The organism is Actinomycetota bacterium (assembly GCA_030776625.1).
In the GTDB taxonomy this organism is placed as follows: Bacteria; Actinomycetota; CADDZG01; order CADDZG01; family WHSQ01; genus MB1-2.
The window spans coordinates 21,610-42,466 of the sequence record JALYHL010000001.1 but is presented as its reverse complement, the minus strand read 5'-3'; the positions used below and the strand labels follow the sequence as shown (position 1 = coordinate 42,466).

Here is a 20,857-nt window from a genome sequence, read left to right as displayed (position 1 = left end):
CCGCCCCGAGGACATGCGGCTCGCCAGGCGGCTAGGTAGGCATGGCCGCCGATCGCGCCGACATCTCCGATCGCGTTCGCTTCGTCGCTGAGGTCGAGATGCCCGAGCAGCTCAACGTTGCGCCGTCAAGGACCGTGGAGCCGCGCCGTAGGCGGGTGATCGTGTTCGTCGTTTGCGTCAAGGTGACGACCGCCCTGGGATGCAGGTGGCTGCGCGGCTGGGCCGGCGGGCACCGTCGCGCTTCCGGAGCAACCTACGAACAACGCAAACAGCGCGGGAAACGCCATGGCCGTTCGCAAGAGGGGTCCTTCCGGGAGAGGAGACTTCTTGATCCCCCGAACCTAGCTGCCGCTCACGTCCCGGCGCGCCACCTCACTAGCTGGATGGGCGACTTGATGCCGGTTCGCGGGAGTGGGTTTTCGGAATACAGAGCACGCTCAGACGTTGAACAGATAGGGGGATACGAGGCGCGGCATGCGCTACGACTGCGGCGGGAGGGATCACATGCAGGTCCTATGGGGTCAAGATCTGTCAGAACTTTCCGAGTTCGAAGACCTCGAGTTAGTGCGTCTCTCCCGGGGTCGCGACGAGAACGCTCTGGTGGTGCTGCTCGAGCGCTATCGCCGGTTCGCTCGCAGCAAGGCGCGCTCCTACTTCGTCCCAGGCTCGGATCAGGACGACGTGGTACAGGAGGCGATGATCGGCCTCTACAAGGCCGTCCGGGACTTCGACCTTGCCCAGGACACGCCCTTCCGCGCGTTCGCTGAGATGTGCATCTCGCGCCAGATCCACACGGCCGTGAAGGGTGCGAACCGCCAGAAGCATCAGCCGCTCAATGCCCGAGTCTCGTTGGACGCTCCGGTAGGCGACAGCGACGACCGCATGGCAACGGCGCTGGGTGAGCTGCTGGCTGCGGACGTCAACTCTGATCCCGCTGAGCTGGTGGTATCGGCGGACGAGATCGACTCCGTACGTCGTGTGATGAGCGAGACACTGACCGATCTCGAGTCCGACGTCCTGCACCTCTACATGGAGGGCAAGAGCTACGACCAGATCGCCGCGGCACTGGGTAGTCATCTGAAGTCGATAGACAACGCGCTCCAGCGCGTCAAGAAGAAGGTCCAGAACCACATCGGCGCCCGTAACGCCGATGTCTTCGCTTCCTAGATCACACCCGAAGTATCGGATCGACCCGCCCTGGGTAGGCAACCCTCATGGCGCGCTCGATCTGGAAGGGGTCCATCACCTTCGGACTCATAACGATCCCGGTGGGTTTGTACACCGCCGTCGGCCGCGAGAGGGAGAAGTTCGACTTCCATCTCCTTCACGAGAAGGACGGTGCACGGATCCACTACGAGCGCACCTGCGACGAAGGCCACAAAGACATCGACTGGGACGAGATCGTCAAGGGTTACGAGTACGAGAAGGGCAAGTGGGTCACGATCAGCGACGACGACCTCGAGGCTCTGGAGCTCGAGTCTCTGCACACGATCGACGTGGTGAGCTTCGCTCCGTCCGAGCAGATCGACCCGATCTTCTACGAGAAGACCTACTACATCGTGCCTCAGGAACAGGCCGTCAAGGCCTACCGGCTGATGACCGACGCGATGGAGGACGAGGGGCTGGTGGGGGTCTGCAAGGTCGCGATCCGCGACCGCGAGCACCTCGCCGGGATGCGTGTGAAGGACGCGATGCTCGTGCTCCAGACGATGCACTGGCCGGAAGAGGTCAGAGAGCCGAAGTTCGACGAGCTGCGCAAACGTCCGAAGGTGAACGACCGGGAGCGGAAGATGGCGCGCCAGCTGATCCAGCAGCTGTCCGACGACTTCGATCCAGCACAGTTCAAGGACGAATACCACCGTGCCCTGAAGAAGATCATCGACAGGAAGATCAAGGGCGAAGACGTGGTGGTGCAAGATACGAAACCCGAGGAGCCGGAGACGGTCGTGGACCTGATGGAGGCTCTACGCGCTTCGGTCGAGGCCGCGAAGAAGGGGGAGCGGCCGCGTCCCAAGGCGCAGAGAGGTTCCTCCAGCAAGTCCAGGGCTGACGACGACCTAGCAGGCATGTCCAAGGGCGAGCTGCTGAAGAAGGCGAAGCAACTAGACATCAGCGGCCGCTCCTCCATGGACAAAGACGAGCTCATAAAGGCCATATCCAAAGCCAGTTAGCCCGATTCGGAGGGTTCGTCGCTGCTAGGCCGAAACCTATGAACATGCCGATCAAGACCGTGGTCCTGTCGATGGCGACGCTCCTCGTCGTTGCACCGGCGGCGGGCTCGGCCGTTCCGATCGGCTCTCGTGAAGCATGCACCGATGTCAGCCTCCCGCTGAGGAACTTCAAGATCGAGGCGAGTTGGCAGACGCCCTCCGTGTCCGTCGGAGATGTCGCGAAGCTGAAGGTCCTGGTGACCCGCACCGCGGACGAGGATCCCGTCACCGATGATGGCGTGCCTTATCCCACCGGCCGCCCGATGAATGAACCGGCCGAGGGCGTATCCCTCGGGCTCGGCTTCCTCGTCGGAGACACCTTCCTCACGGCCGGAGGACTCACGGACGCGAACGGCCGGGCAGTCGTGAAGGTGAGGATCGAGAGCTACGCCAGACCCGGTACGGGGGAATCCACGGTCTACGGGCAGAGGAACCTCACACCACCAGACTTCCCGAGCCCGCAGTGTCGGGTCGTGATCTATGAGTGGGGCCGGCTGGCGCCGGGCCCGACCCTCAAAGTAGTGCGATAGCTAACGGCGAAGCTTGTAGTCGGTCCCCACCTTCGTCGTGTCGGCCATCGGGCCGGAGAATCCAGGCGACGGGTAGGTGCCGGTGTAGAGGAAGCTCTGCGCCTGCGGAGCCTTCAGCGTTGCTCCCTTCGCGAGGCCCTTGTGCGCCTTGCGCGGCACCGTGATCGTGTTTCCGACGACTGCCACCTCGGTTGGAGCCCCGCCCTCGCATGCGTCGCGCACCTGGCCCTTCGCGACCGTCAGGTCGTTGTTAGCGCCGGGGTGGAAAGCTTCGAAGATCAGGCAGTAGCTGCCGCCGGGACCGTCCGGGTTGACCCGCACGCGGTAGCCGATCCCGGTGGCTGCGGGCGGCTCAGCTTCGGTGTCGATCTGGACGTACAGGTTCTTCTTGTCGTTGGTGAAGATGACTGCGGTGAGGTCGCTGACGGTGCCCGCGTCGGCGGCATTGAAGTCACCGAACGATCCGTCGCCGGTGCCCTGGTCGTTGACGAAGTTGGCGTCGCCCAGAGGGTCTTCGATGCTCGGCCCCGGTGCTGCCTGGAGTGCAGTCGCGCTGAGGGCGATGGCGCCCACTGCTGCGACGATCGAGAGTGCCGGCTTCATCGTTCCTCCTCGTAGGTGTAAGGACGGACGGTCCCCACGCCCGCTCTGGCTGTCTAGGTTCGCCGCGACTCAGCGAGACCCTTCTGCGGTGGCGCGCCGCTTCGGCGAGCTCGACGAGCAGGGGGAGCGGGAGCCGGGGCGAACTAGGACATATCGGGCCGAAGTCTGGGTACGACAGCTACCGGCTGAACGGATAAGAACGGAGTGGAATCTTTATGACTAATCACGTGGTTTCGCCGCTGGTCCTGGCTTTGTTGCTCGTTGCGGCGTTATTCGCCACAGCGGCCGGGGCGGCGGTCCCGTCGGCCCCCGTCGTGGGCGCCGAGCCGACGATCGAGGACAACATCATCGTCGAGAGCTTCGACGGCGAGCCGATCCTCGCCACGTTGATGCTTCCGCCCGGCGCATCCGCGTCGAGCCCTGTGCCCGCCATCTTGAGGACCCACGGTTGGGGCGGCGAGCGCGAGCGGACGCCGAACACCTTCCTGCAGCGGCTCCTCGACGAGGGCTACGCCATCTTGACGTGGGACTCCCGCGGCTTCGGTGACTCCGGCGGCGAGGCCAACATCGCGTCGCCCGACTTCGAGGTCAAGGACGCTGGCGCTCTGATGGATTACCTCGCATCGCGCCCGGAGATCCAGAAGGACGGTCCGAACGATCCTCGTGTTGGTTGGACGGGCGGCTCGAACGCAGCCGGGGTCCAGTTCAACACCGCCGCCCTCGATCACCGCGTCGAGGCGATCGTGCCGGAGATCTCCTGGGGCCTCCTGACGAAGGACCTCAACCCGAACAACGTCTACAAGCAGGGTTGGGGAGAGCTCCTCTACAACTTCGGTCTGACCGGTGCGACCCACGACGGATTGGACTCTCCGGCCGGTCCGCAGAGGGGGGAGTACGCGGAACAGATCCACCGCGGCTACCGGGAGACCAAAGCGACCGGGCGGGTAAGTCCCGAGATCAAGGAGTGGTTCCGCCACAAGTCCACCGTGATCCGCTCCCGGAAGATCGAGGCGCCCACCCTCATCATCCAGGGTTCGGTCGACACGCTCTTCCCCCTCGAGGACGCGTTCGCCAACTACAAGAACCTCGTTGCGGCAGGGACGCCGGTGAAGCTGATGGCGTACTGCGCCGGCCACACGCTCGGTTGCAACTACCCCGGTGGCTCGAGCGGCTACCCAGACGGCGCCGGCGAGAGACGCCCGATCTTCGAGGACCGCATCGTCGCCTGGTTGAACCGGTACGTGAAGGACCAGGACGTCGACACGGGAGCCGAGGTGGAGTGGCAGGCGCAGGACGGCTACTACTACAACGCGCCGCGGTTCCCGCTCCCGGGCACGAGATACATCCGGCTGAAGGCGATCCGCAGTGGCCAGCTCGTCGGGCCCGGCTCGACGGGTGGCGACGGCGCCACGGACGCCAACCCGGCGCCGAAGGAGGAGCTGGGCGAGACCGCCGCGCGTCACCGAGTCGCGACGTTCTCGGGTAAGCCGCGCGCCGTCCTCGGCATCCCCAAGGTCAAGCTGCAGGGGCGGGTCGTCGGTGACAGGGCTTACGTGTTCCTCGAGCTCGTCGACGTGGACAAGGACGGGAAGCGCGTGACGCTGGACGACCAGACTATGCCGGTGGTCCTGAAGCCTGGGCGCTTCGAGCGAACGGTGAAGCTGCACGGCGTCGCGTGGAAGCTGTTGCCGGGGCATCGGCTCGAGCTCGAGGTAACCACGGGGTCGTCGCAGTACCAGCAGGCGCGCGGCGCTTACACCGTCAAGCTGAAGGCGATCACGAAGCTACCGGTCGCCGGCTCCCGGTTCGTCTCTCGGTCCGCACGTAGCTAGAACCAAACCCGCATCTGTGCAAGCCGCCGTCGGCGACTCGCTGCACGCGTGGGCGGCTTCTTTCGAGACGCGCGAGCAGCTGGATCGCGTCGTCGCGTTGCTTGATGAAGCCGCGCAGCGTGTCGTTCCGGAGGGTCCCGTTCGAAGGTTCTTCCTCGGCCGGTGGCTCGGGCACTCGCTCCACCCGGCCCTCACGGACCTCCCGCTGGCAGGATGGACGGCGGCTTCGTTCCTCGACGTCTTCGGGAGCGTCGAGGACCGTCCCGCGGCCGAGCGGTTGCTGACCTTCGGGTTGATGGCAACGCTCCCAACCGCGGCCGCGGGTCTGTCGGAGTGGACGACGACCCGACGGGGTGCTCGGCGCGTCGGAGTCGCGCACGCAGCTTTGAATGCGGCGGCCGCGTTGTTGTACGGCTCGTCGCTGGCCGCGCGGCGCAGAGGCCGTTACGAAGCCGCCACCGCGATCGGCGTTGTCGGAGGGCTTGTCGCGCTCGCGAGCAGCTATCTAGGCGGACACCTTTCGCTGGAGCTCGGCGCCGGCGTCAGCTCCGCACCCGAGGACGCGCAGGACCCGCTGTAGGTCGCGCTCCGGAGGTGCGTGCAGCTACGAAGAAGGATCGAAGACTCCGAGCCACCTCTTCAGCTCGAGGACCCGGCGCAGCGCAGTGTTGATGCGACGCCGCGAGATGTCTCCGGCCCGGACCGCGCGCCGGATCGTTGCGGCGCATCGGCGGGCCATGTTCGCATCGCCTGTGATGAGAGCAACGTCAACTCCTGCGGCGATCGTGGCGCGGCACGCGCGCGGGGTGCTGCCTCCGAACTTCCACGCGACTGGCTCGAGCGCGTCGCTGATGGCGACGCCGCTGAAACCGAACTCCTGGCGCAGGCGATGCGTGGCGATGTAGCCGTTCACCGATGCGGGGCGCCGCGGCCGCGGACCGCCATAGTTCACGTAGATCCCGTGTGACAGCATCATCAGCCGTGTTCCGCCGGCGACCGCGCGGTGGAGCGGGACCGCGTCTACTCGTCGCAACTGCCGGCGTGACCGGTAGACGTAGGCGCGGCCGTAGTCCGAGTTGATCGTCGCGCCGCCGAGGCCCGGGAAGTGCTTGGCGGTGGCAGCCGTCCTCTTGCTCTGCAGTCCGCGCGCAAAAGCGCGCACCATTCGGCCTACGGGGCGCGGCCGCTCGCCGAAGCTCCGCGACCGCATCACGTGCTCGGGTGGGAGGTCCAGATCTGCTACCGGGGCCAGGTTCACGTTGACACCGACCTCGCGCAGCTCCCGCCCCGTCATCCGGCCCTGCCGGTAAGACACCGACTCGTCGCCGGTCGCACCGATCTCCGGCGCCGAGCGCCACGGAGGCAGGTCGGGGAACCGCTTGACCACGCCGCCCTCCTGGTCCGCCGAGATCAGTGCGCCGATCCCAAAGCGATTGGCGCTGCGCACGACGCGTTGGATCTGATCGTTCAGCGCCCGGAGCTGGCTGCGTCCGTCGTAGTTCTTGCTGAACAGGATCACCCCGCCGAGCCGGTGGCGACGGATCAGGTCTCGCTCGGTTTGCGTGAGCCCGGTTTCGCCAACCGAGAACATCACCAGCTGCCCGACCTTCTCCTTCAAGGTCATCCGCGACACCGTCCGGTCCAGCGCGGAAGCAGCTGGGTTCGCCAGCGACGTGACCACTGCCAGGGCGGTGAACGTCGTCAGGAGGAGCCGTGGAGCGCGCATGGCCGCGGATGCTAGCGGCTGCAGCCCCGCGTGCTGTCGCCGGTCAGCCTGCCGCCGCCGGTGACCAGCTGTTTCAGACGCAGCGTTGCGGGTGCGGGATCGGTTATCCGCCACAGGCTGTGGTGCGATGTCAGCGAGGCCGCGACCGATGCCGCTACGTCTCTCACCGCGCCTCCCTCGCGTTCGGCGACCGCGCGGTGTAGGTCTCCCTCGAGCCACTGGTAGCGCACGCCTGGCCGTGCCCGGTCTCGCTCGACCGGACGACCCGTCGCGAGGGCGGCCCAGGTTGCAGGCAGGTTCACTCCCGCCGCGGCCGCCAGCGCGAGCGATCCGTAGAAGCGTCCGTTGAGGTCGATCAACCTCGGTGTCCCGTCGCTTGGGACGACGAACTGCAGCTCTGCCAGCCCGAACCAGCCAAGCTCGCGGAACAGCTTCTGGGCGCGAGCCGCGACGGTTTCATCGACCTTGATCGTGGCGGCTCGACAGCTTGCGCCGGCATACGGGGGCCAGATCTTCGACGCTAGCTGCATCGAATCCGCGACGACCGTCGCGTCCCGATCCGTGACTGCGGCATACGCGAGCAACGGCCCGGCCAGGTACTCCTGCACCCGAGCCTCGGCCCCCAGCTCCCCGATCTGGCGGACCCGTTCCCGCGCCGCGGCCGCACCGAACACGACGTTCGTGTCGACGCGCGGCGGCGCGCCTGGAGTCTCGGGCGCCGCGTGCCGGCGAGCTTTGACCACGACGGGTGCCGAGGGATCGTCCAGCGTCGCCGGATCCACCACGGGTGGAAGATCGAAGCCTGCGCGCCGCGCGAGCTCGTCCAACTCGACTTTGTCCAGAGCGCGTGTGACCGCGTCGTGCGGCGCGTACGGGACCACCGCCGGCACGGCGACGCGATCGGCGGACAGCGCCATCACCTCGGCCTCTCCGGCGCCGAACACCACCTCGTATCCGCCCACGCGCACGGCTTCCGCGACCGAGCGGATGAATCCTCCGACGTCCTCGTGTGCGGCGGGGACGTCGTGAACCCTGCGGCAGGCCCGGGATGCGGCCGCGAGCCCGGCGGCGCCGGGGGCGCCGACTCCCACGAACCATCCGGCGTCGGCCAGCCCTCTTGCCGCAGCCACGGCTCCCCGGCTAGCGCCTTGCTCGACGATGAGCGCCCTCAAGAGGCGAGCGACCCCCCCGGGGGGACGGACGGGCAGGAGGACCATCCCCCGTGACGAAACACTCCTGTGGCCGCTGTCGATCCCGCCAGCCCGACCCGATCCAGGAGATGCGATGACCCGCGCACGCCGCTATGCGACCACGATCGTTTCGGGGCTCCTGTTGGTGTCCGCGCTGCCCGTCGCCGCGGCGGCCGACGATCCCGTCTCGCCGATCGTGCCGGTCTCGACGAACGCCGGCTGTGACCCGCTGGATAAAGCCGCATGTCTGTTCCCCTTCCCGAACAACCTCTTCACGCAGCCGGATCCGTCGACCGCCACCGGACGCAGGGTGGCCTTCAGCCCTGCCGCGATGCCCCGTAACGGTACCGAGGTCACGGAGGGCGGCGAGGGCAAACCGATCGACCCGATGGAGTGGAACCGCAACGACGGCTTCTCTCCGGGCTCGATGGTGATGACGCACGTCGGCGGTCTCGACCTGCACATGACCTGGGGAACCCAAGACCGTCCTCACGGCGGGCAGCCGAACGAGCCGGGGTACTTCGACCACCGCGATCACATCGCGGACATCGGGCTCTACGCGCGGGAGGACGCCCCAATCGTGATCCTGAACGCAGACACGGGCGCCCGGCACCCGTTCTGGTCGGAGCTGGATACCCACCCCGCGGCGATCGAAGCCGGCGAGCAGAGCCTCATCCTGCGGCCCGCAGCGAACTTCGAAGAAGGCGCGCGCTACGTCGTGGCGTTGCGGAACCTGAAGACAGCCGATGGAGCCACGATTGAAGCGGGTCCGGATTTCGCCGCGTACCGCAGCGGCAACGGCGGTGACGCTACCCGCCAGACCTACTTCAACAGCGAGATCTTCCCCGTGTTGGAGAGCGCGGGGATCGCGCGAGAGGAGCTCTTCCTCGCCTGGGACTTCACCGTCGCCAGTGAGCGCAACCTCGCGGAGCGGATCCTTCATATGCGCGACGACGCTTTCGCCCAACTCGGTGACACGAACCTCGCCGACCGGGTCGTGCAGGGCCAGTCGCCCAGCTTCACGATCGACAAGATCGAGACGCGTGCGGACAGGTGGACCGACGCGCGCGGGGTCGCGCATGTGCAGCAGCTGCGCCGCATCCACGGGCGCGTCACGGTCCCGAACTACATGGACCGCATCCAGCAGACCGAGGGCCACGTGCGTGCTACCCAGCTGCCGTACGACGTGCCGGTGCCGGGTTCGCGGCTGTTGGACGTGAACCAGGATGGCCGGCCCGAACAGAACCCCGTCGAGCCAACGGTGAACGTGCCGTTCTTGTGCGAGGTCCCCCTCAACGGTCAGCAGAACTACGCCACCCTCTACGGCCACGGCTTGCTAGGGACGCGCAGCCAGGTGGGAGACATCAAGTCGCCGCGCCGAGCGGGTCCGTTCCTCGGCTGTGCCGCCGACTGGTGGGGGATGTCAACCCCCGACTTCCCGACGGTGGCCGCGATCCTGGCGGACGCGTCGAACTTCCCTTCGTTGCCGGACCGTGCCCAGCAAGGCTTCTTGAACTTCATGTTCCTGGGCCGCGCCGCCGTGCATCCGGATGGCTTCGCGACGGATGAGGCTTTCCAGCAGGACGGCCAGCCTCTGGTGAAAACCGCGACCGAGGATTCGACGCCGCTGTTCTACGACGGCAACAGCCAGGGCGGCATCATGGGCGGCTCGCTGGTGGCGGTATCACCGGATATCCAGCGCGGCATCCTCGGCGTTCCCGGGATGAACTACTCCACGTTGCTGAACCGCAGCGTCGATTGGGAGGGCGCGTACGCCGAGGTCTTCTACGAGATCTATCGCGACCCCATCGAGCGCCAGCTCGTGTTCGCCTTGATGCAGATGCTGTGGGACAGGGGAGAAGCGAACGGCTACGCGCACCACATGACGAGCGATCCTCTTCAGAACACGCCGGCGCACGATGTCATGTTGCAGGTGGCCTTCAGCGACCATCAGGTGACGAACGTGGCTGCCGAGGTGGAGGCGCGTACGATCGACGCGCCGATCATGACGCCGGGTCTTCCCGAGGGGCTCCACTGGGAGATGAACCCCTACTTCGGCCAGACCGCGACGTACCCGTACGACGGATCCGCGTTCGTGTACTGGGATAGCGGCAATGCGACGCCGCCGAACGCCAACGTCCCCGCGCATCACAACGGGGACCCACATGGTGACCCCCGCAACGAGCCCGCGGCGGCATGGCAGGAGGCGCACTTCCTGCTCACCGGCCAGATGTACGACGTCTGCGAGGGCGGCGACTACCTGACCAAAGAACATCCCGCGAACGCGGGCACCGCTAGCTGCCGCCCGCCGGAGTGGGCGCCGGGAGCCGAACCGGTCCGGTCCGAGCAGCAGCCGACGGCTCTCCAGATAACCGAGGCGAGTCAGGAGGCAGGGCAGTACAGCGATGGAACCCTGTTCCAGGCGGAGCTGAAAGACGCCTCGGGTGCTCCGGTCGCCGGTGCGGAGTTGTCCTTCGAGCTAGCGGGGGCCGACGGCTCGCGGAGCTTCGGCGCGGTCACCGACGACAACGGGCTGGCATCTGTCACGCCGATCCTGACCGAGCGGCCGGGTGCTTACGAGCTAACGGCGAGCTTCGCAGGCAGCGAGACGTTCCAGCCCGCCAGCGCCACGGCGCCCTTCCTGGTGGAGAAGGAAGACACCGCGCTCTCGCTCCAGGTGACCGGCAGGGGGTCGCGGCGCACGCTGACTGCCGACTTGACGGACGCGGACTCCGCCGAAGGGGTGGCGGGTCGAGAGGTCGAGTTCTTCGTGGATGGGTCTTCGATCGGATCAGGCACCACCGACGTCGGTGGCTCCGCCAGCATCGAGGTCCCACCGAGGTACCGCGGCGGCCAGCACGTCTTCGAGGCGCGCTTCTACGGCGACGACTTCTACCAACCGTCTTCGGGGAGCGCGCCCTAGGCGGTGGTCAGCGTTCTCGACGGGAGGTCGATCTGGAACCAGACCGACGATGCCCGCTCGTGCTCTGTTCCCCAGCCGTCCGCCAGCTGATCCACCCAGACCAGCCCCCGACCTGACGTCGCATACGGCTGCTGCGGCAGCATGACCGGCTCTGTCACGCCGCCCTCGTCGGAGACCTCGACGCGGATCATTTCGGGGGTGACGACAGCCGCTAGCCAGATCCGGTCTCCGTCTGAATGCCGAACGGCGTTCGTAACCAGCTCGTGGGTCAGCAACACGACATCCGACCTCGCCTCGTGCGGGAACCCGGCGACGAGCCCCGCGGCCCACTCCCGCGCCTTCGCCGGGGCCTGGTCGCTGCGCTCCAGCTTCAGGAAGCGTCCCGTCATGTCCACCTCTCGCCCGTACCCATTAGCAGTCGTTCGATAACTCTTCGCATTCAGCGCGAAACGGACGCTGCAGGTGCGCGTCAACCGAGCGATATGGCGACGACCCCTGCTGCGGCGACCGCAAGGCCCGCGGCCTGCACCCTCTCCAGACGCTCGTTCAGCGTCACCCGCGCCAGGAGAACGGTGGTGGCGGGATACATCGAGGTCAGCACGGCGACGATCGACAGCAGTCCGACGCGCGACCCGAGTAAGTAGAAGAGGTTGGCGGCTACATCCAGCGCTCCGGCTCCGGCGATCGCAGGCAGTGACGTCCGGTCCGGCCGGTCCCAGCCGCGGGTGGCGACCAGGGCGGCGGCGGTGAACACTATCGACGAGACCCTCGCGCCCGCGAGCGGCCATAAGCCGGTGTCGTCGCCGGCGGCGTCGAGCAGGATGAAGAATGCCCCGAACGCGAGCCCCGCGCCCACCGCATGTGCAAGCCCCGTGTCCCTCCAGCCCCTCTTGATGGGGGCCGCGGTCGTGGCGGACGCGGCTTCCGGCGACGACGAGACCAGTCCCACCGCGACGAGCGCGAGCACCACGCCCGCCAGCGCCAGCGCGCTGGGCCGTTCGCCCGTCACGAGACCGAAGAGCACCGGAACGCTCGCGGCCTCGACCGCCGTGATCGGAGCGATCGCACCCATCCGCCCGAGCGACAGCCCTTGGTAGAAGAGCGCGACTCCGGCAGCACCGGCTATCCCACTGAGCGCTCCCCACATCAACGCGGAGCCGGTCGGCTCCGTGCGGAGGAAGAACGGGATGGCCGCGAGCAGCAGCAGCGACCCGATCAGCTGTGAAACGAGCACGACGGTGAAGACCTTGGTCTTCTTGGTGGCAAGCCCGCCGAGGAAGTCGGCAGCACCGTAGGTCACCGCGGCCGCGAGGCCAAGGAGGATCGCCATTGTTCTGAGGGCTTACCCCCGCCCGATGGCGGCGTACAGCGCAACCAGCGCCGCCGCGTTGTTCAGCGCGTGCACGACGATCGCGGGGTAGAGGCTGTCGTAGCGCTGCGCCAGGGCTGCCAGCACGATCCCCATCACCAACAGTGCCGGGATCAACGGAACGATGAGGTGAAGCAGCGCGAACGCGACCGCGGACGCGATGACGGCGGCCCCCACCGACAGGCGGTTGCGGAACAGCCGGTACAGGACGCCTCTGAACACGAACTCCTCGACGATGGGGGCCGCGATCGCCCCGAGCGCGAACAGCCACATGAACTCGACCAGCGTTATCGAGGTGGCGCCGCCCACCACTTGATCCTGGGCTGTCGGCACGTCGCCAAAGAAGCGAGCGCTGATCGCAACCATGATCGCGTTCAAACCCATAAGGCCAAGGGTGACCGGAATCATCTTCAGCAACGTGGTCCCGGCGACGGGGCGGAAACCGGCGTCGGCGAGCCGGGCGCCTCGCCTGTTCAGGGTGAAGTACCACGTGGACGCCCACAGCGCCGCGTATACCGCGATGCCGATCGCCCCGACGTGCGCGAAGGAGAACCCTCCACCTCGGCCGAAGGTGAGGAATCCCAGCGGCACCACGACCAAGATGGACAGCACGATCGCGCCGATGCCTGTGAACAGCAGGTCGCGCCCGCGCCAGGGCGCCCGCGGGGGAGCCGGCGTCGCGAGAGCTTCGGCGGGTGCGTCCACCGGCCATGTCTACCAGCCGCCACACCTTGTCCCGCGTCTGTGCAAGAGGTTCCAACTAGGTGCCCCGGTCGCATACCTTGCCCTGCATGCGAAAAACCATGCTGTTGCTCTTCTTACTCGGGAGTGTCATGGTCGCCTGCCAGGACACCGGCGGCGACGCGCCACCTGTCGTCGTCACGCGTACACCCACATCGGATCCGGTGGACGAAGGCACCAGCGCCCGGTTTGACCTGTCGAAGCTCGACCTTTCGCTGGAGCCGTTCCTCGACGGCTTCGAAGCTCCGTTGCTGTTCATCTCGGCCGAGGACGGGACCGGTCGGATGTTCGTCGTGGAACAGGCGGGAGCGATCAAGGTCCTGGAGAGCGGCAGCCGCGAGGCGCAAGTGTTCCTGGACCTCTCGGCGGAGACGCAGGCCGGTGGTGAACGCGGCCTCCTTGGTCTCGCCTTCCATCCGAACTACGAGAAGAACCGCCGCTTCTTCGTCAACTACACCGACCGCGCCGGCGACACCGTGATCGCGGGATACCGGGCGGAGCCGGACGGGCTGCGGGCGGATCCGGCTTCTGCCGAGGTGCTCATGCGGGTCGATCAGCCGTTCCCCAACCACAACGGTGGGCACCTCGCGTTCGGCCCGGACGGCTATCTCTACATCGCACTCGGCGACGGCGGTTCCGGCGGCGACCCTCACGAGAACGGCCAGTCACTCGACACGGTGTTGGGCAAGTTGCTGCGCGTGGATGTGGATGGTCGCAAGCCGTACGCGATCCCTCCGGACAACCCCTTCGCCGACGGCGGCGGGTTGCCCGAGATCTGGGCCTATGGGCTCCGGAACCCGTGGCGCTTCAGCTTCGATCAAGAGACCGAAACGCTGTGGGTGGGAGACGTGGGGCAAGGACGCCTGGAGGAGATCGACCGGGTGGGCTGGGACGAAGCCGGGCTCAACTACGGGTGGAACGAGATGGAGGGCAGCCGGTGCTTCGAGCGGGACTGCAACCCCAGCGGGCTGGTGTTGCCGATCACCGAATACGACCACGACCAGGGGTGCTCGGTGACGGCCGGGTACGTCTACCGCGGCAGCGAGTTCCCCGACATGCAGGGCGCGTATCTCTTCGCCGACTACTGCTCCGGAAACGTGTGGGCGATCGACTCCGAGGTCGAGCGGCCCATCAAGCCCAACCTGGTCGCGACCAGCGAGCGCGCGCTGAGCTCATTCGGGATCGACGAGGCAGGCGAGCTCTACGTCACCGATATCGGCGCGGGCGAGATCCTCAAGCTCGTAGACAAGAGCTAGCGGGGGACGTAGCCGAACACGTAGAGGCGATACCCGCTGTATTCCGCCGGTATCTCGTCGGGGTTGATCGTGTAGTAGTCGCCGTAACGGGCGCTGAACGCATACAGCGGGCGCGTCGACATGCCCTCGGGTGGCTCTGCGTACACCCAACCCCCGCAGCGCCCGTCTCCGAAACAGATGCGCCTCATGCCGGAGCCGCCGTATTCCCACACCACCGCTTCACGGTGCCAGTTCGAGTAGTGCCCTTGCACCTCGGCCCGGTCGCCTTGGTCGGTCGTGAAGTAGTACCTGTCATCGCTCCACAGGTGCCACAGCTCGACGGTCGGGATGGGGATGGGATCCGGCTTCGGCTCGGAGCTACCACCTCCACCTCCAGAACCTCCGGTCGAGCCGCCTCCTCCTCCGGCGGACCCACCACCGCCACCGCTCGTTGGTGCCGCTCCATCGCCGGTTGACGACCCTCCTCCTCCCGAGGTCGACCCTCCGGTCGCGCCGCCGCCCGCTGACGGGATCGTCACGCCGCCTGCGTGCTGCGTCTTGTCGCCCCGGCCGGTCTTGAGACTCTTCGGTCGACGCGAGCGTCGATCCGGAGCCTTGCCACCGTCCTCTATGGAAGCCACTTCGGGTGGCGTGGCGGAGGCGTCTGGTTGAGAGGTCGTCAGCGCCGCGGCGGGAGTGCCGGTCTCTCCTGTTCCACGCAGGTTCAGCGCGCTGGCGGTGGCGGCAGCCAGCAACAGAAGGACGGCCGCCGCAATGAGCGGGCTCCTCCACCACGGCCGTGGTGCGCTGGGAGGCGCGGGCGGTGACAGCACCGGGCGTTTGCGTATCTGCGTGCGGCTCAGATCGTCTGCCGCCGACGACAACGCATGAGCCAAGAGCTCGGGTGAGGGCTCCGCCAGCACCATCTCCGTCGGCTGTAGCCCGAGCGCGCGCTGAGCATCCCGTAGTGCATCCCCCAACGCTGCCGCGGTCGCGTAGCGCGCGGCAGGATCTTTCGCCATCGCTTTCTCGATGACGCTGCAGATCTCGTCCGGCACCCCGTCCGCGCGCAGGTCGGGAACCGGTTGAGTCAGGGTGCGGGCGATCAAGCTCTGCAGGCCACTGTGCTCTTCCGATGCGAAGGGTGCTCGGCCGGAGATCAGCGTGAACAGCGTGGAGCCGAGCGCGTAGATGTCGACCGCGGGTGTGGCGCGGCCCCCTTCGAGGACCTCCGGCGCCGCGTGCGCGAGGCTCGCGGTGATCGCACCCGTGCGCGTTTGGTAGCCGTCCGGTATCGACGCGACTCCGAAGTCTCCGAGCTTCGGCTCACCGTACGCCGACAGCAACAGGTTTTCCGGCTTGATGTCGCGATGCAGGATCCCGGCCCGATGCGCCGTCTCGACTGCCCCACAGATCTTCACGATGATCGCGGTGGCGGCGAAGGCGTCGGCGCCGCGCCCGTCGGCGCGACCTTGTGCGAGTGACCCACCGGCCATGTGGTCCATCACGATGTATGGCCGACCCCAGGGGGTGATGCCGGAGTCCAGCACCGTCACGATGTTGGGGTGGCCGGACAAACTGCCCACCGCTCTGCACTCGCGCTCGAAGCGGCGCGCCGTCTCCTCCTGCAGGCCCGACGCGTTCAGAACCTTCACGGCGACGTCGCGGTCGAAGGCGAGTTGACGCGCTCTGAAGACGCGGCCGAAGCCGCCTTCGCCGAGGGGGCCGAGGATCTCGTAGCCCTCGATGCCGAGGTCCTCGGCCGGCGGGAGGAAGTGGTCTAGGCGCTCGTAAGGGTCCCGCTCGGTCATGGCTCTGGAAGGTTCTCCGCGGTGTTGGTACGTTCCTCCAGACAGGCGAGCGGAAGGGGAAAGAATCCATGTCCACGATCGGTGGAGAGCTTGGTCAGCTGCAGTCGTTGAAGGCGAACTTCGACCGCCAGACGCAGTCGGTCCAGGAGCTGACGGCGTCCGTGCGGGGCGAGCTGAACAACACCTGGTGGAAAGGCCCCGCGGCCGACCGGTTCCGCGAGGCGTGGGCGGGCGAGTTCGAGCCTGCGTTGCGCAAGTTGCAGGCAGCCTTGCAAGAGGCCGGTGTCGAGGTCGCTCGCAGGCGAGAGGCCTTGATCCAAGCGGGCTCCTAGCTCCCGCTGCCTTCGATCCTGGCTACCTGAACTAGCTCCAAGGCGCTGCGGGACACGAGGTAGCCGCGACCGGGCGGGAACGACCTCTTCTGCCGGCGCGGCAGCCTGGTCCCGAATAGGTCCCCGTCGAGATCGATGTCGGGGTCGAGCAGGATGCCACGTTTGTCCTTCCGGATCTCGCTGAGCCACCCGCCGAACAACCGATGGAGCGAGCGGGCTTCGGCCGCGACCATGAACCGAACGGTCGCATCGCGCGCTTTTTTCACCACAGGCTCCAACGCGTAGCTGGCTGAGCCCTCGGCTAGCTCCTCCGCGTCGTCGATCACCACGAGCAGGGGGCCTCCCTCGCCCGCGTTCAACTGCATCGCCAGCTCTTCGACGGCCTCTTGACATGCATCCCCGCCGCGCGCGACCCGAGCCCACAGATCGAGCTCCACCAGCGGTGTCCGGCGGGGGGCGAACAGCCACAGCGCGACTTCAGGTGTCGAGGTGCGGACGCCGGCGGTCATGGTTGCGAGCGCGGTGGAGCGACCGCTGCGGTAAGGACCCGCGACGAGTAGGTGCCCCTCGGTCAACTCCACGTGCGCTTCGGCGAGGTCTGTCTCTCTGGCCCCGACCGTAGCGGTCCAAGGTTCCGAGGCGCGTGGCAACTCGCCGATGGAGATCGATGAGGGGAGCAGCCTGACGCGAGGCGGTCGTGGAAGGTTCACGTCGCGGGCCGCTTCACCGAGTGCGGCGAGAGCGCGAGCGACTTTCTCGGGCGCGGGATCTGGACCGACCGTCGCCGCCTGGAACTCGATCCCGTCTATGAACCCGCGGCCCGGCCCCCATGTGTGGCCGCGCAGGTTGCGTCGGTCGAGACCCAGCGCGATGTAGTCGTCTGGGTCTCCCATCCGAAGCACGATCTTCTTTCCGAACGAAGCGGCAAGGGCAGACGGGACCGAAGCGCGGCGAGCCGCCGTCATCGCGAAGTGCACGCCGACCGAGCGGCCCTCCGACACGAGCCGCGGGAGCAGGTCGATCATCTCCCCGAGGTTGACCGTCTCGAACGCCGCGGCGAACGCGCCGTACTCGTCCAGCATGACCAGGATCCGAGGAGGCGCCTCGCGGCCACTGCGCACGAGCTCGGCCAGATTCGACACGCCGGTTTGGGCGAAGAGGCGTCTGCGGTGCTCCACCTCGGCGCGGATCATGAAGAGCAGCCGCTCGACCCTTTCCTGGTCGTCTCCGCTGACGACGTCGCCGCAGTTGGGAAGCTCGTTCAGGGCGCGGAGAGCTCCGCCGCCGAAATCGAGGCCATACACCACGACGCCGGGTGCGCCCTGCGCGGATACGAAGGAGGCTCCGATCGTCAGGAGCAGCGTGGTCTTGCCGGACCCCGCGGCGCCATAGATCACGCAGCCGCCGTCCTCTTCTAGCGAGATCACCGCGGGCCGCTGTCGCTGGAGATGCGGTTCGTCGAGGAGCCCGAACACCGCACCGCCCTCCTGCGTCGCGACATCCGCGAGATCGAGGACCGGCGGAAGGGGCGGGAGCCACGGTGAGCTCGCTCGGCGCAAGCCGGCCGCCTCCCCGGCTGCGACCACCGCGTCCACGACCCTCTGGATCTGCGTCTCGTGCGCGTCGCTCGCGACGGGGGGCGGTTCATCCACCCACAGGTCACGCACCTCCACGGCGCGGGCTGCCCCGGTAGCCGCGCTTCCACCGAACGCGGTCTGGATCTCCTCGACCTCTGCATGACCCCGCCGCACGTACGCGCGGCCGGGCGTCCTGCGCGAGATGAAGGCGGCGTCCGGAACGCCGACGACGTCGTGGCTCTCGGCCTCGTCCGCCACTCTCAGCGAGATGCGCAGGTTCGTATTCGCACGAACGGCATCGCTTATCACGCCGGCCGGCCGCTGCGTGGCCAAAACCAGATGGATGCCCAGGCTGCGGCCCCTCTGGGCTAGGTCGACGACGCCGTCGACGAACGCCGGAAGCTCTTTCACCAGCGTGGCGAACTCGTCGATCACCAAGAGGAGGCGCGGCGGCGCGTTCGCCGCATCTCCTTGTTCCAGTTCGGCCACGTCACGCGCGCCCGCGTCGCGCAGCACCCGCTCGCGACGTTTCAGCTCCGCGTTCAAGGACACCAGAGCACGCTCCGCGAGGTGAGCGTCTAGATCGGTCACCATGCCGACCGTGTGCGGGATCCGCTGCAGGTCTTTGAAAGCGGCGCCGCCCTTGTAGTCGATCAAGAGGAGGTTCAACCGGTCGGGTGGAGTAGCGGCCGCGAGCGCTGCTACCCATGTCTGGAGAAGCTCGCTCTTGCCGGACCCGGTGGTGCCGGCGACGAGCGCGTGTGGACCATCAGCCACTAGGTCAAGTGAGACCGGTCCTTCGCGATCCCGCCCGATCGTGACGGGTAGACCTCCCGCCGCCGACCCCCAGCGCTGCTGTACCCAGTCCGCGGTGGGCTGCTCGACCTGCAAGGCATCGAACAGCGACAACCTCTCGGCGAGGGCGCTGTCTCTTTTTGCAGCGCGGCCTTCTCGCACCGGGGCGAGAGCAAGGGCCACACGTCTCGCAGTTGGTTCGTCGAGTCCCTCTGCCGCTCCACTTTCCTGCTGGGCCCCGTCGGTGAAAGTCACCATCACGTTACCGCTGGCAGAGGCGACCTCGACGATCGACGCGCATTCACCGGGCAGGTCTTCGGGACGCGCGCCGAGCCAGACGACCGATATCCCGACCGCGGGCCCCTCCCGAAGGAGCCTCGTCAGCGAAGACGCAGGCGCCTCCGCGTCCCCGCGGATGACGACGACCGTGTTGGTGGTGCCTGCAGTGTCCAGAGAGCTCGGGCGATCTCGCCCACTGTTGATGGCGCTTACGACTTGTTCTAGCGGGGTCGCAGCGGAATCCGCCTGTGCGCGGGCGTGTGGGAACCACCGGGACCACATCCACGATGCGCTTTCGTCATGGCCGAACACCTCCACGACCGAGACGTCCTCTGGGCTGTGCAGTGTCGCGATCTGGACTAACCACCACCGGGTCAGCGCATCGACCGCAGGACGGTCGCCGCAGATCCCGGTGACGGTGGGCGAGCGCAGCGACACAGTGAGCGGGACCGAGGGCAACACCAGCGCCTGAGCGGCGCGTTGCTCCACCTCCTCCCGCAGCGCTTCGGATCCTCCCGCCTCGCGTTGCAGGTTGGGCGACCAGCTCCGATCGCCCCACCCCACGCGCATCAACATGAAATCGTCGTCCTGCGGGCGCCGTTCCCACAGCGAGGATTCGACGTGTTCGGCTCGTCTTTCGAGGTCGGAGGCGCCGGGGGCCGAGGCCTGGAGACGTCGCGCCGCCTCCATGCGAGTCTGCTCCAACCGGTTGATGACCTGATCGAGTTGGGCGCGCCATTCCGTCTGCTGTCTGCCGAGGTGCCTCGAGCCGCGGCGGCGGTCTTCCAGATACGACGCGACCGCGAGCACCGGCGACAGCGCCATGATCAAAAGCAACGCCGGGTTGTCCGGGAACATCCGCCACAAGACGAGTGCGATCAGCAGGGGGACTGCGGCGGCGGCTAGCGGTAGGCGAGGTCGCTCCGCCGCGGTGGGGGGCGCCGGGATCACGAAGGCCTCGCCACTGGGGGCCGGGCGGACTCGCGGCGGGCGGTTGAAGCGGATGGATCCGTCCGCGCCGGCATCTCGTGACCTGGCTCCTGTGGAAGCGGGCTGGATCTTCAACAGCGACGAGCCTGCCTCCACGACGTCGTCTGCGGTGACGAGACGCCCCGGCGCGAGGGGGATCCCCTCGATGAACGTCCCGTTCGTCGAGCCGCGGTCGGTCACGCGGACCGCGGAGCCGTCGAGGTCGACCTGCAGATGCACCCGCGACATCGCCGGGTCATCGACGGTGATGTCGCAGTCGCGGCTTCTTCCGATGACGACACGATCGCCGGTAAGGCTCCAGCGGGACCCGATGCTCGGCCCACCTACAGCGACCAGCTCGAGCCCCTCTAGCGGCGGGATGTCTGGTGCCGGCTCCGGCGCCTCGCCGATCGAAAGGACGTCTCCTCGCACCAGGCGGACGTCGGCGACGGCGGCGTCCGGCTCGAGCCAGCGGCTCTGTCTCAGGAGGAAGAGCGGACCGCCGTCGTCGAGGCCGAGATGACGCGCCAGAGCCGTGGCCAGCTGCGACACGCGCGCCTCTCTCGGCAGCTCGATCGCAACGTTGCGCTCGACACCCCCGGGACATCGAACGACCAGCTCGATCGTGGTCCTGGTCTCGGTCTGCTCCACGTGCCCCACCTTCTCCTGCGCCAGCCACCGGGACTTTGACACACGGGGGCGCAACTGCGGCAAGATACGAGCGGGACTCGCCGG

General features: G+C 67.4%; 16 protein-coding genes. 8 read left to right on the top strand and 8 right to left on the bottom strand.

All coding sequences use genetic code 11. From position 1 onward, the window contains the following. The first annotated feature begins 474 nt into the window (after positions 1 to 474). The 3 genes from sigH to M3N53_00210 are packed head-to-tail and all read left to right on the top strand — an operon-like array spanning position 475 to position 2,740. Positions 475 to 1,167, top strand: coding sequence for an RNA polymerase sporulation sigma factor SigH (sigH, locus tag M3N53_00220; protein ID MDP9066757.1), 693 nt, complete (start codon positions 475 to 477; stop codon positions 1,165 to 1,167). 47 nt (positions 1,168 to 1,214) lie between these two features. Further along, positions 1,215 to 2,171 (top strand): Ku protein, encoded by a 957-nt coding sequence (locus M3N53_00215; GenBank protein ID MDP9066756.1) that lies wholly within the window; start codon positions 1,215 to 1,217, stop codon positions 2,169 to 2,171. A gap of 44 nt (positions 2,172 to 2,215) precedes the next feature. Then, positions 2,216 to 2,740: a hypothetical protein gene (locus tag M3N53_00210; protein MDP9066755.1), complete on the top strand. Its 525-nt coding sequence runs from the start codon at positions 2,216 to 2,218 to the stop codon at positions 2,738 to 2,740. Here the strand turns inward: M3N53_00210 and M3N53_00205 are convergent, their stop codons facing one another. Continuing rightward, the gene (locus M3N53_00205; GenBank protein MDP9066754.1) at positions 2,741 to 3,343 is read right to left on the bottom strand and encodes a hypothetical protein; all 603 of its coding nucleotides are present in this window, start codon (positions 3,341 to 3,343) and stop codon (positions 2,741 to 2,743) included. A 215-nt stretch (positions 3,344 to 3,558) separates the two neighbouring features. On the opposite strand from M3N53_00205, the gene M3N53_00200 reads away from it, so the two are divergent. Beyond that, positions 3,559 to 5,175 (top strand): hypothetical protein, encoded by a 1,617-nt coding sequence (locus M3N53_00200; protein MDP9066753.1) that lies wholly within the window; start codon positions 3,559 to 3,561, stop codon positions 5,173 to 5,175. A gap of 16 nt (positions 5,176 to 5,191) precedes the next feature. Continuing rightward, positions 5,192 to 5,755: a hypothetical protein gene (locus M3N53_00195; GenBank protein ID MDP9066752.1), complete on the top strand. Its 564-nt coding sequence runs from the start codon at positions 5,192 to 5,194 to the stop codon at positions 5,753 to 5,755. Positions 5,756 to 5,779: 24 nt separating this feature from the next. Here M3N53_00195 and M3N53_00190 read toward each other — a convergent pair whose 3' ends face one another. Continuing rightward, positions 5,780 to 6,901 carry a hypothetical protein gene (locus M3N53_00190; protein MDP9066751.1) on the bottom strand — a complete coding sequence of 374 codons (1,122 nt, stop codon included), beginning with the start codon at positions 6,899 to 6,901 and terminating at the stop codon, positions 5,780 to 5,782. A gap of 11 nt (positions 6,902 to 6,912) precedes the next feature. Further along, positions 6,913 to 8,031: an ATP-grasp domain-containing protein gene (locus tag M3N53_00185; GenBank protein ID MDP9066750.1), complete on the bottom strand. Its 1,119-nt coding sequence runs from the start codon at positions 8,029 to 8,031 to the stop codon at positions 6,913 to 6,915. A gap of 154 nt (positions 8,032 to 8,185) precedes the next feature. Here M3N53_00185 and M3N53_00180 point away from each other — a divergent pair, with 154 nt between their 5' ends. Continuing rightward, positions 8,186 to 11,014: a hypothetical protein gene (locus M3N53_00180; GenBank protein MDP9066749.1), complete on the top strand. Its 2,829-nt coding sequence runs from the start codon at positions 8,186 to 8,188 to the stop codon at positions 11,012 to 11,014. Here the strand turns inward: M3N53_00180 and M3N53_00175 are convergent. From M3N53_00175 to M3N53_00165, 3 genes are all read right to left on the bottom strand, one after another. After that, positions 11,011 to 11,403 carry an ATP-binding protein gene (locus M3N53_00175; GenBank protein ID MDP9066748.1) on the bottom strand — a complete coding sequence of 131 codons (393 nt, stop codon included), beginning with the start codon at positions 11,401 to 11,403 and terminating at the stop codon, positions 11,011 to 11,013. The two genes, M3N53_00180 and M3N53_00175, sit on opposite strands and share 4 nt — an antisense overlap. A gap of 80 nt (positions 11,404 to 11,483) precedes the next feature. After that, complete coding sequence (locus M3N53_00170) at positions 11,484 to 12,344, bottom strand: DMT family transporter (GenBank protein MDP9066747.1); 861 nt, start codon at positions 12,342 to 12,344, stop codon at positions 11,484 to 11,486. A gap of 12 nt (positions 12,345 to 12,356) precedes the next feature. Then, positions 12,357 to 13,088 carry a CPBP family intramembrane metalloprotease gene (locus M3N53_00165; protein ID MDP9066746.1) on the bottom strand — a complete coding sequence of 244 codons (732 nt, stop codon included), beginning with the start codon at positions 13,086 to 13,088 and terminating at the stop codon, positions 12,357 to 12,359. Between the two features lie 86 nt (positions 13,089 to 13,174). Between M3N53_00165 and M3N53_00160 the strand changes: the two genes are divergently transcribed. Then, entirely contained in the window at positions 13,175 to 14,380 is a 1,206-nt protein-coding gene (locus tag M3N53_00160) for a PQQ-dependent sugar dehydrogenase (protein ID MDP9066745.1), read from the top strand. Here M3N53_00160 and M3N53_00155 read toward each other — a convergent pair. Beyond that, positions 14,377 to 16,170 (bottom strand): serine/threonine protein kinase, encoded by a 1,794-nt coding sequence (locus tag M3N53_00155; protein ID MDP9066744.1) that lies wholly within the window; start codon positions 16,168 to 16,170, stop codon positions 14,377 to 14,379. The genes M3N53_00160 and M3N53_00155 overlap by 4 nt on opposite strands. Before the next feature lie 68 nt (positions 16,171 to 16,238). Between M3N53_00155 and M3N53_00150 the strand changes: the two genes are divergently transcribed. After that, positions 16,239 to 16,502, top strand: coding sequence for a WXG100 family type VII secretion target (locus M3N53_00150; GenBank protein ID MDP9066743.1), 264 nt, complete (start codon positions 16,239 to 16,241; stop codon positions 16,500 to 16,502). Here the strand turns inward: M3N53_00150 and M3N53_00145 are convergent. Further along, positions 16,499 to 20,773 (bottom strand): FtsK/SpoIIIE domain-containing protein, encoded by a 4,275-nt coding sequence (locus tag M3N53_00145; GenBank protein ID MDP9066742.1) that lies wholly within the window; start codon positions 20,771 to 20,773, stop codon positions 16,499 to 16,501. The genes M3N53_00150 and M3N53_00145 overlap by 4 nt on opposite strands. Between the last annotated feature and the right edge of the window lie 84 nt (positions 20,774 to 20,857).